9 protein-coding genes and 1 tRNA gene are annotated in these 10,822 nt (G+C 40.0%); 8 read left to right on the top strand and 2 right to left on the bottom strand.

The window, feature by feature from the left end; genetic code table 11:
- The coding region (locus JWP71_RS09290; RefSeq protein ID WP_299498961.1) for a prolyl oligopeptidase family serine peptidase at positions 1-795 on the top strand (795 nt) is incomplete at its 5' end.
- 332 nt (positions 796-1,127) lie between these two features.
- Positions 1,128-1,661 (top strand): hypothetical protein, encoded by a 534-nt coding sequence (locus JWP71_RS09285; RefSeq protein ID WP_299498959.1) that lies wholly within the window; start codon positions 1,128-1,130, stop codon positions 1,659-1,661.
- 115 nt (positions 1,662-1,776) lie between these two features.
- Here JWP71_RS09285 and JWP71_RS09280 read toward each other — a convergent pair whose 3' ends face one another.
- Complete coding sequence (locus JWP71_RS09280) at positions 1,777-4,161, bottom strand: BamA/TamA family outer membrane protein (protein ID WP_299498957.1); 2,385 nt, start codon at positions 4,159-4,161, stop codon at positions 1,777-1,779.
- Here JWP71_RS09280 and JWP71_RS09275 point away from each other — a divergent pair.
- The 3 genes from JWP71_RS09275 to JWP71_RS09265 all read left to right on the top strand — a co-directional run bounded on the left by JWP71_RS09275 (position 4,152) and on the right by JWP71_RS09265 (position 5,228).
- Entirely contained in the window at positions 4,152-4,901 is a 750-nt protein-coding gene (locus JWP71_RS09275; protein WP_299498955.1) for an RNA methyltransferase, read from the top strand. The two genes, JWP71_RS09280 and JWP71_RS09275, sit on opposite strands and share 10 nt — an antisense overlap.
- Before the next feature lie 48 nt (positions 4,902-4,949).
- Positions 4,950-5,020, top strand: a tRNA-Cys gene (locus JWP71_RS09270).
- A 34-nt stretch (positions 5,021-5,054) separates the two neighbouring features.
- On the top strand, positions 5,055-5,228 hold the full coding sequence (locus tag JWP71_RS09265; RefSeq protein ID WP_299498953.1) for a spore protein: 174 nt from the start codon (positions 5,055-5,057) through the stop codon (positions 5,226-5,228).
- A 138-nt stretch (positions 5,229-5,366) separates the two neighbouring features.
- Here JWP71_RS09265 and JWP71_RS09260 read toward each other — a convergent pair whose 3' ends face one another.
- Positions 5,367-6,410: a quinone-dependent dihydroorotate dehydrogenase gene (locus JWP71_RS09260; RefSeq protein ID WP_299498951.1), complete on the bottom strand. Its 1,044-nt coding sequence runs from the start codon at positions 6,408-6,410 to the stop codon at positions 5,367-5,369.
- Between the two features lie 184 nt (positions 6,411-6,594).
- On the opposite strand from JWP71_RS09260, the gene JWP71_RS09255 reads away from it, so the two are divergent.
- The 3 genes from JWP71_RS09255 (at position 6,595) to JWP71_RS09245 (ending at position 10,794) form a co-directional block, all read left to right on the top strand.
- Positions 6,595-7,359, top strand: a complete 765-nt coding sequence (locus tag JWP71_RS09255) for an SGNH/GDSL hydrolase family protein (RefSeq protein ID WP_299498949.1) — start codon at positions 6,595-6,597, stop codon at positions 7,357-7,359.
- A 120-nt stretch (positions 7,360-7,479) separates the two neighbouring features.
- Entirely contained in the window at positions 7,480-9,402 is a 1,923-nt protein-coding gene (locus JWP71_RS09250; RefSeq protein WP_299498947.1) for an ABC-F family ATP-binding cassette domain-containing protein, read from the top strand.
- A gap of 132 nt (positions 9,403-9,534) precedes the next feature.
- On the top strand, positions 9,535-10,794 hold the full coding sequence (locus JWP71_RS09245) for a DUF5103 domain-containing protein (RefSeq protein WP_299498944.1): 1,260 nt from the start codon (positions 9,535-9,537) through the stop codon (positions 10,792-10,794).
- The last annotated feature ends 28 nt before the right edge of the window (positions 10,795-10,822 follow it).

Below are 10,822 nucleotides of genomic sequence, written 5' to 3'. Positions count from 1 at the left end.
CCCGAATTGTTTAAAGTGAAAACAAGTGATGGTGCCAGTTTGGATGCTTATATGATAAAGCCATTTAATTTTGATCCGCAAAAAAAATATCCGGTAGTGTTAACCATTTATGGTGGTCCCGAATCGCATGCGGTGTATAACCAGTTTTCGGCAAATGGCTGGCAGCAATGGCTGGCCCAAAACGGGTATATTGTTGTTGATTTGAACAATCGCGGCATATCTAATTATGGCAGCGCCTTTTTAAAGATAGGCTATAAGCAACTGGGTAAATACGAAAGTAATGACTTTGCGGAAACCGCCCAATACATGAATACACTGCCTTTTGTTGACAAGGGAAATATAGCCATAATGGGTACAAGCTACGGGGGCTACAGTACAGTTTATACCTTATTAACCCACCCCGGCGTGTTTAAGGCGGGGCTGGCAAATTCGGCAGGAAGCGATTGGCGCTTATATGATGATGTTTATACCGAGCGGTACATGGGCCTCGCAAAAGAAAACGCGGCTGGTTATGATGCCAGCTCAACCTTAACTTATGCTAAAAACCTGCAAGATCATTTATTGCTTATCCATTCTATGAGCGACGATAACGTGCACCCGGCCAATACCATGCAACTGCTCACCGCTTTAACAGCGGCCGGTAAAGATGTAGATTTGCGCATATACCCTAAGGGGGCGCACGGTGCCGCGTACGACCTGAGCAGTTACGTATTAATTCAAAATGTGAACTTTCAATATTTAGAAAAATATCTAAAAGGCAATAATAACCTGCCCAATTTAAATATGAAAAAATAAGCTAGAGAGATTAGAGATTAGTAATTAGGTTATAGTGTAATTTTACTCCAACCTAAAAAGCTATTGTCATTTCGATACGAGGAACGAGTGAGAAATCTTAGACGATTGCAAGGTTTTCCTGGCATAAGTGTCTAAGATTTTTTTGCTATACTAAAGTTAGTACGATTGTCTCGCCCTGAAAAAAGTTTACCCTGGTCTTATAAGACCCTTAGTAATGGCATTGCATTATCAATTTAGTTTTAACCGAAATTATCTTAATACCCAATATCATAAGATTATATTAACTAATTTTATTGCGGGTTGTTGGTGAATGTTTAAACCTCATATAAAAAATGAAAAAAATATTATTTGTTGTTTTCTTATTGCTAATAGCAAATAGTTTTGTTTTTGCTGATACTATAAGTATTAATCATTTTGTTGTTAAAGATAATCCATTTGCCGATAGTGAAATAGCCGTTGTAGCAACTGATTCGGTTGGCAACATACAGGAAAAAGTTGACGGGGTGTTTAGCTTTACTATAAACGGTTTCCTGGAGCAAATGAAGTTTGATAAGGGGACAGCCTTTTATCGTCATAAATTAGATAAGTCGAGCTTTTTCTATGTAAAACATATTAATGATAGTGGCACCCATTCCATGCTTTACTATATCTATAAACAGGATGGTAAGCTACGTCCGTTTCATATTAGCTGGGTATTATTATTAATAATACCATTAGCGTTGGTTTTGCTTGGCTATATGTTTAAGCGGTTTATCATTATAGCCATAGTTATCTTCTGTATCTTCTTATACTTTAACCATCATAACGGCCTTACCATGCCTACTTTCTTTGAAAGTATATTTGACGGGTTGAAGGGGATATTTTGATGTGCAAATGTGCAAATGTGCGGATATGCAGATGTGCAAATGAATTTAATGAATTGATAGAAATTATAACCTGATATTATGCATTTGCACATCCACGCATTTGCATATCTGTACATCAAAAAGGCATTCCTATACCAAAATTAAGCTGCATAAAGTTGTAACTTTCGCCATTGGCTTGCAAGTAATTATTTTTAAATGTTCCACTGTGAAACAACTCATCAGCGTGATTAATAAGCACCCATTGATCTGCACCGTTAAACTGAGGATCTTTAAATTTAAATGCCGCGTCAAGCCTGAATACAAAGAAGCTTACATCAAACCGCAAACCGCCGCCAATACCAATCGCGGTAGATTGTAGTACATTATTGAACCTGAATTCGCCGTTAGGGCTATCCGTCTGTTTGTTTAACCGCCAAACATTACCTGCATCCACAAACAGGGCACCTCTTAATATAGAGCCAAAAAAGTCATTAGCCAATTTGGTGCGGTACTCTGCGTTGGTAATAAATTTTATTTCGCCAAACTGGTCAATATATTTTAATCTTGTACGCAAAATATCTCCGGCTGACGGGGCATTAGGTGTTCCCGGCGGGCCATAAGCTGTCGCGCGGTTAAACTGGCCGGGGCCCAGCGTGCGGGGCAGCCATGCCCGCATATCATTTGCACCGCCTGCATAAAAATTCTTTTCGAATATTAATTGGCTGCTGTTACCATAAGGAACACCTATACCGGGGTTTATCCTGAATACGAATTGATTCTCGCCACCCAAGCTACGGTACACACGGAAATCTATCTCGGCCTTTGAATATTGGGCAAAGGTATAGCCAAAAAGTGTACGCTGGCCCAGGGTATCTTTAGGCGTGTTTAATACATTACTTACACCCGAAAGGAAGTTGCCACCAACATCAAGCGATCCCCTGAAATAAGTAAAATTGCCAAATGTGTTTAACAGGTTGCCATTAGCCTGGTAAGTATACTGGCTGCCCGTGGTAAATATGGTACGGCCAATTAAATAAATATACGAATAGCGGTTTTGACTTAACAATTCCTGATAGGCAGTAGGATCAATGGATCCTTTAGAAAATTCAATATTTATAGGGGTTACACTATGAATTTTATTAGCCGTCTCCATGAAATCATAGGTAAGCGAGTTAATAAAACTTGTTCTTTCAACCAATCCTTTTTGATAAAACAGCGAATAATTGGTTGAAAATGTGGTGTGGGGTACGCCATGTTTACCCGGCCTGGTAACAGTAAACGGCAACAGCAAGCGCGGATAGATCAAACTTGCACCTATTTTAAAGTCCTGGTTCTCAATCCCAGTTGAATTTACAGAATTGCGCCCATTATCATACAATATGCTAAAATTAAGTTTTACCTGTAAAGTTACCGCCTGCTTAAACATATTACGATCTGTAAACGTATTGCCTATATTATAGCCATATCGGCCCCCGCTAAATAAAAACTCGCCCTCCACACGGTCAGACATTTGCTTGAGTGGTATAATATCAATTTTGGTATTCAGCCGGTTAGTACTATCGGATGTTTTGGTATAGGTTGGATTGGGTACATTCCTGAAAACATTTAATTCTGAAAGGCGCGAAGTTGTTACCGTTTGCATATCGGTATTAAACAGGTCGCCCTTTAGCTGATAAACGTAATCTGTAACTGTGTGGGGTTTAAACTTGTGCGAATAATCTACGAACCTAAATTGCGAATCAACTTGTATAGTATCCGCAGTACCTGTATTTCGACCGTTACTGGCAGAGATAGTAATAAGTGTGTTATTAATAGTATAAATGGGATGCGCCGGCTTATCAGGCGGATTATCAATTATCATTCTTAGGTCTACAACACTACTGTTATAAGTAGAATCATAGGTAAAATTGATATACTGACGATAAAAATCATAGTAGCCATTACGTTTCATTAGCGTGAAAAACGCATCACGTTCATAAGCTACACTATCGGTATCAAAGCGCCCGCCGGGCTGTAAGTGCGAAAATTTATTACGGTTAGCCCGATACAGCGCGCGCACCTTTTGATCAGGAATACTATCATCAAATTTCCGTATCCTAAACATCGGCCCTTGTGTAGTAGTAAATATTAGTTGGGCTTTTTTCTTTTTAATAATAATGGTATCAGCCACTTTTGCCTTTAGATAGCCTTTGCTTTGTATAAATTTTTCTATTTGTACACGCGAAAACTCAACCAGGTTACTGTCTAATATCGCCGGCGACTCGCCAATGCTTCTTTTGCCTTTTTTATTAAACAGGTAATAAAGTTGCAGGTTAATTACGTTGTTAGGTTGCTGTTGTTTATCAACATAGTTTAATGCCAACTCGGCAAATTCAGGGTCCATCCCCTTAATGGTCACTTTACGCACCAGCGACTCATTGCCCTTAAGTCCGCGTGTTAAACTACACCCCGATCCTATAAAGAGCAGAAGAATACCTAATATTGTAACGCGGTAACTATTTGTATATATATATGCTTTCAAAATCTCAGATCGGTTTATTACAGTCCTTACAACATAAAAAATTTCGCAGGGAACATGGCTTATTCTTAGTTGAAGGCTACAAATCAGTTAGCGAATTTATTAATTCGGCTTACCAAATTGAAGCAGTTTACTATACGCCCGCAATTGCTCCAAAATTGCTCAAATTATCGCAAAAAATGAACTCTCTGGAGATTTCATTAACCATCATGGGCAAAATAAGTTCTTTAAAAACTGCTCCGGATGTTATTGCGGTGGTTAAAATACCACAATGGCCCGGTTTAAATTATAATATGCTTAACAAAAAATTCTCAATAGTGTTAGATAGTATTCAAGACCCGGGCAATATGGGCACTATTATTCGTACCGCAGATTGGTTTGGCATTGATCATATAATATGCTCTGAAGATTGTGTTGAGGTTTATAACCCAAAAGTTGTACAGGCTACCATGGGCTCGCTTTCGCGGATAAATGTTCATTATGTTGATCTGCCTGCTGTTTTATCACAAATAAACCTGCCCGTATACGGCGCTTTGCTGGATGGTGAAAATATTTACAACACAAATTTTGGCAGCGAAGGGTTGGTTGTAATGGGTAATGAAGGTAACGGATTAAGTGAAGAAGTTAAGCAATTGGTTAACAAAGCCATAACTATACCACGCGCCGGTAATGCCGAATCATTGAATGTTGCTATTGCTACGGCCATATTCTGTTCAGAAATAAACAGAAATAAGCTCAAATAAATGTTGGCAGGCAATAAATTTATTGTTATTTTTGCAATCCTTAAAATTGGTCGGGTGGCCGAGTGGCTAGGCAGAGGTCTGCAAAACCTTTTACAGCGGTTCGAATCCGCTCCCGACCTCGAGGTTAACAAAACATTAAAAAAATAAAGCATCATGGGCGTAACACGTTTAAAAAGAAAAGACAGAAGAAACAAAACTTTTTCAAGATTGGAAGTTCAGTTTTTAAAGAATGCTACCAACCTTGAGCCGGGAAGCCGTTCAGCTGAGTCTCCTAAGAGTCAGGTTGCAAAAAACAATGCTGCTTTAGCTATCGCAGCAGGTAAATAATTAATAAAATTTGTGATTTTTTAATCCTGTTGGTTTAGGCCGACAGGATTTTTTTATGGAGTGATTTTAAACACGATTTATAGGATTTTAGGATTACCATGATTGCATACAAATAATCAAACAAATCCTTTAAATCTTTTAAATCGTGTTCAAGATCCTTTTATTAATCCTTTTTATCAACCCCGGCCCCTCATAAATAAACCCGGTATACAATTGCACCAGCGATGCGCCGGCTGCTAATTTCTCCAATGCATCATCAGCAGAATGTATACCGCCAACGCCGATTATTGGGAAGGAATGTTTTGATCTTTCGGCCAGGTAACGTATAACCTCGGTTGATCGTTTGGTTAAAGGCGTGCCGCTTAATCCACCCGCTTCTTCTTTTAGTTTTTTAATTGATAAAGAACTTTTATCAATAGTTGTATTGGTAGCAATTACGCCGGCTATTTTGGTTTGTTGTACAATTTCAACAATATCGTTCAGTTGCTCATTGGTAAGGTCAGGAGCGATCTTAAGCAGGATGGGTTTGCTTACCCCATTCTTGCTATTGCGTTGCTGCAGGGTGTTTAATAACTGCATTAGCGGTTCTTTTTCCTGCAACTCGCGCAGCCCCGGTGTGTTAGGCGAGCTTACATTCACTACAAAATAATCAACCACATCAAATAAGCGGTCGAAGCATTTAATATAATCGCTCACGGCATCCTCATTTGGCGTGTTTTTGTTTTTGCCGATGTTGCCGCCAATTATCAGCCCCTTTTGTGCCGGCGAAGCATTTTTGCGATAAGCGGCTATGCGTTCGGCTACTACATCAACACCCAAATTATTAAAACCCATACGGTTAATAATAGCTTTATCAGCCGGACTGCGAAACATGCGTGGTTTTGGATTGCCGGGTTGGGGCAGGGGGGTTACCGTACCTACTTCAATAAAGCCAAAACCCATATTGGCCATTTCGCTTATAAATTCGCCGTTTTTATCAAAGCCCGCCGCTAACCCAACCGGGTTTGTAAACTTAAGGCCGAATACCTCTTTTACAAGCCGGCCATCCTTTAAATCCCAAATACTCCTGCTTAATGCCGCGCCACCCGGAAAGCGGTTAAAACGCTTTAAATTTCGGGTCACAAAATAATGTACATTCTCCGGGTCGAACTGAAATAATATGGGCTTAATTAAAGAATACATGTGGCAAAGTTAGCAGATTATTTTAGTTGATAATTCATGGATCATAGATGATGATTTTTGATTTTCTATTGATTTGCAATTCTTCTTTGAACAATATAAAGAATAATTATATTAGCCTCGTCTAAGTTCATAGTTGCTATCTATCTACGAGCTATGATCTACTTTACCCAGAGATATACATACCATGAATTTAAACAATAACCGCCGTAGTTTTATCAGGAACGCCTCTATTGGCACTGTTGCTGCCATTAGTATTCCGCAAATAGTATCAACAGCTTTAGCAGCTGCACCCAAAAGTAAAAAAGTAAGTATTGAAAAGGGTGATGTTATTCTTTTCCAGGGTGACTCTATTACTGATTCGGGCAGAAGCAAAACTAATATGGCTCCCAATAATGCCGCGGCATTAGGTAATGGCTACGCTTTAATGGCAGGCGGCGAATTGCTATTGAAACATCCGGATATGGATTTGAAAATATTTAACAAAGGTATAAGCGGCAACAAAGTTTTCCAACTGGCCGACCGCTGGGATGCCGATGCGCTTGATTTGAAACCTAACGTATTAAGTATACATATAGGTGTAAACGATTTTTGGCATACCCTAACCCACGATTATAAAGGCACCATTGATACTTACATTGCCGATTATAAAAAACTGCTTGACCGTACTAAATCGGCTTTGCCAAATGTGAAACTGATTATCTGTGAACCATTTGCAGTAATGGGTGTTAAGGCCGTCGACGAGAAATGGTACCCAACTTATGATACATTCAGAAAAGCTGCGGTTGATATTGCCGCCGAATATAACGCGCAATTTGTACCATTCCAGGCGGCATTTGATAAGGCCATAACACAGGCACCACCCGCTTACTGGACAATTGATGGTGTACACCCGTCATCTGCCGGGGCAGCCTTAATGGCCGAAGCCTGGCTGAAAGTGGTGAAGGGATAATTTGGTGATTAGAGGTTAGTTATTAGAGATTAGTTATTAGATTGTAAATAAACTAATAACTAATCTCTAATAACCAATCTCTCTTTTTAAGCTCCGCTTAAAACCGTATCTTCGCGCCAAATGATTGCTATTAACAACCTTACGTTCGAGATCGGTGCGCGGGCATTATACGATGAAGCCAACTGGCATATTAAACCCGGAGAAAAAATAGGCCTTATTGGCGCTAACGGAACCGGAAAAACCACCCTCTTGAAAATTATTGTAGGCGACTATAAACCTACATCGGGCACCATATCAATGGCCAAGGACCTTACCATGGGTTACCTTAACCAGGATCTGTTGTCGTACTCGTCTGATAAAAACATAGTGCATGTGGCAATGGAAGCTTTTGAGCGCCAAAACCAATTGCATGACGAGATAGAAGTATTGCTTAAAAAACTGGAAACAGATTATACCGAGGACCTGCTACACAAACTTAGCGATAAACAGCATGAGTTTGAATTGCTTGACGGGTATAATATTGAATATAAAGCTCACGAAATTTTAGCAGGTTTAGGTTTTAGCGAAGCTGATTGTCAGCGTAAGCTAAGCACCTTTTCGGGTGGATGGCGCATGCGGGTTATGCTGGCCAAAATTCTGTTACAGGCACCTGATATTTTATTACTGGATGAGCCTACCAACCACTTAGATTTACCCTCTATACAATGGCTGGAAGATTATCTGAAAGCATTTAGTGGCGCTATCATAATCGTATCGCACGATAGATGGTTTTTGGATAAGGTGATAAACCGTACGGTTGAATCGCGCAAAGGAAAGCTGAATGTTTACGCGGGTAATTATACTTTCTATTTAGAGGAGAAAGCATTACGTGCCGAGATACAGCGCGGCGAGTTTAAAAATCAGCAATCAAAAATAAAACAGGAAGAACGTTTAATTGAGCGTTTCCGCGCCAAAGCGTCCAAAGCAAAAATGGCGCAATCGCGTATCAAGATGCTGGATAAAATGGAGCGTGTTGATGATGTGGATGATGATAACCCTGAAGTTAACTTTAGTTTCAAATTCAGCAGGCAATCGGGACGTCATGTAACTACACTGGAGCATATTACCAAAAAATACCCCGCCATTGATATATTGGATGATGCCGAAGCCATCATTGAAAAAGGCGATAAAATTGCTTTGATTGGGGCCAACGGTAAAGGTAAATCAACCTTGTTACGTATTGTAGCAGGTGCTGATAAGGATTTTGAAGGTACCGCCGTTACAGGCCATAATGTTACCCAAACATTCTTTGCGCAGCACCAGTTAGAGAGCTTGCACTTAGAGCACCAGATATTACAGGAACTGCAATCATTCGCCCCAAAGCATACCGACACCGAGCTGCGCTCCATATTAGGGTCGTTTTTGTTTACCGGCGATGATGTATTTAAAAAGATTAAAGTATTATCGGGTGGCGAAAAATCGCGCGTTGCTTTAGCAAAAGCATTAACTGCCGATGCCAACTTTTTGGTACTGGATGAGCCTACCAATCACCTGGATATGGCTTCGGTGAATATATTGATACAGGCTTTGCAACAGTACGAAGGTACCGTGATCGTAGTATCGCACGACAGGTATTTCCTGGATAATGTGGCTAACAAAATTTGGTTCATTGAGGATCAGAAAATAAAACAATACCCCGGTACCTATGCCGAGTATGATGAATGGCAAGCTAAACGTAAATTAGAGCCTAAAGCCGCTATACCTGCACCTCAACCTAAAAAGGAAGAGAAAAAACCAGAGCCGGTTAAGCAACAGCATTCAGAAAATAAACATCAGCAGCTAAAAAAATTGAACCAGGATCTTTCTAAAATGGAAGAGCAAATTGCCGGACTTGAAAAAACGGTAAAAGAACTGGAAGCTAAATTAGCTGATGATAAGATATATAATGATGCTGCAAAGCTAAAGGAAACCAATGCAGCTTATGCTCAAAAACAAGCCGAGTTAAAGCAAATTCAGCAGCAATGGGAGAGACTTGCCGAGCAGATAATGGAGATGGAAGCATAATAGCTCGTTTCAGACTTACGAAGTTTCAATTACTTCGTAAGTCTTTAAAACCTCATTTCGCCTTCAGAATTTGTGAAATTTTTATAACCTATAATGACATCTTGAGTTAGCTTTTTTAGTTATTATTGCGCTATGAGGAAATACGTTTGTATCATTCTATTACTATTTATCGCTTTAAATAGCCTTGCCCAACAGCCATACGATGACAACGTTTACAACGCCCACATAAAAAGCGTAGAGTTTTATAATACGCAAAAACAGGCCTCCTTCCCGGCAATAACATTAAAATCCGGCGAGCAGGTGTTATTGGCGTTTGATGACCTGCGTGGAGGGAGTCGTAATTATTATTATACCATCGAGCATTGCGATAGCAAATGGAACTCATCCAATATAGCAACTGCCGAATATTTACAAGGCTTTACTGATGACCGCCTGACGGATTACATTTATTCTTCAAACACCGTTCAAAAATATACGCATTACGAGTTAAAGCTGCCAAATGATAACATCGCACCTAAAATATCAGGAAACTACATTTTAAAAGTTTATGAGGATGGTGATCAATCAAAAATGATACTTACCCGCAAGTTGTATGTAGTGGGCAACCGGGTATCGGTAACTGCTGATATTGCAACTTCTAATGATGTAACCTTACGGCAAACCAATCAAAAGATAAATTTCCAGGTTAACTACCAGGGCCTGATGGTACAAAATCCAAATTCGGACATCCATGTATTATTAATGCAAAACGGCCGTACCGAAACAAGCATTTGGAATAATACACCCACCAATATCCGCGGGTCGCAACTGACATATAATGATACCTATACCGATGACTTTCAGGGCCGGAATGAATTCAGGCACTTTGATACGCGTAGTTTAAAACTTAACTCGGATCGTATATCGCATATTTATCATGACACGGCATATACCGTAGTTTTATTAGGCGACCCGCTTAGAAACTCGGCCAATTACCTGTTTCAATATGATAACAACGGCAATTTTTTCATCTTAAACCAGGATGGCAGCGATCCGCGCCGCGATGGCGATTATGCGCACATGTATTTTAGCCTCGCCGCCAATAAAACAGATAAGGAGGGTTCGGCCTATATAGTAGGTAAGTTTAACGATTATAAAATTGATGAGCGCAGCAAAATGGATTACGAACCCATTAAGGGCCGTTTTTTTACTAACCTGTTTTTAAAACAAGGTGTGTACGATTATGAATATGTGTGGGTAGACCATAGCACAAATAAGCCCGATGACGTTGCCATAGAAGGCGCCCACTTTGAAACGGAGAATGACTACCAGCTATTGGTTTACTACCGCCCCGCTACCGCCCGCTGGGATGAACTGGTGGGGTACAGGTTATTGAATACAGTAAAGAAATAATTGTTGCAACAAAAGCACCCGGTAACTG

The sequence above is a fragment of the Mucilaginibacter sp. genome, assembly GCF_028287845.1.
In the GTDB taxonomy this organism is placed as follows: Bacteria; Bacteroidota; Bacteroidia; order Sphingobacteriales; family Sphingobacteriaceae; genus Mucilaginibacter.
This window is presented reverse-complemented; position numbering and strand designations above follow the sequence as displayed.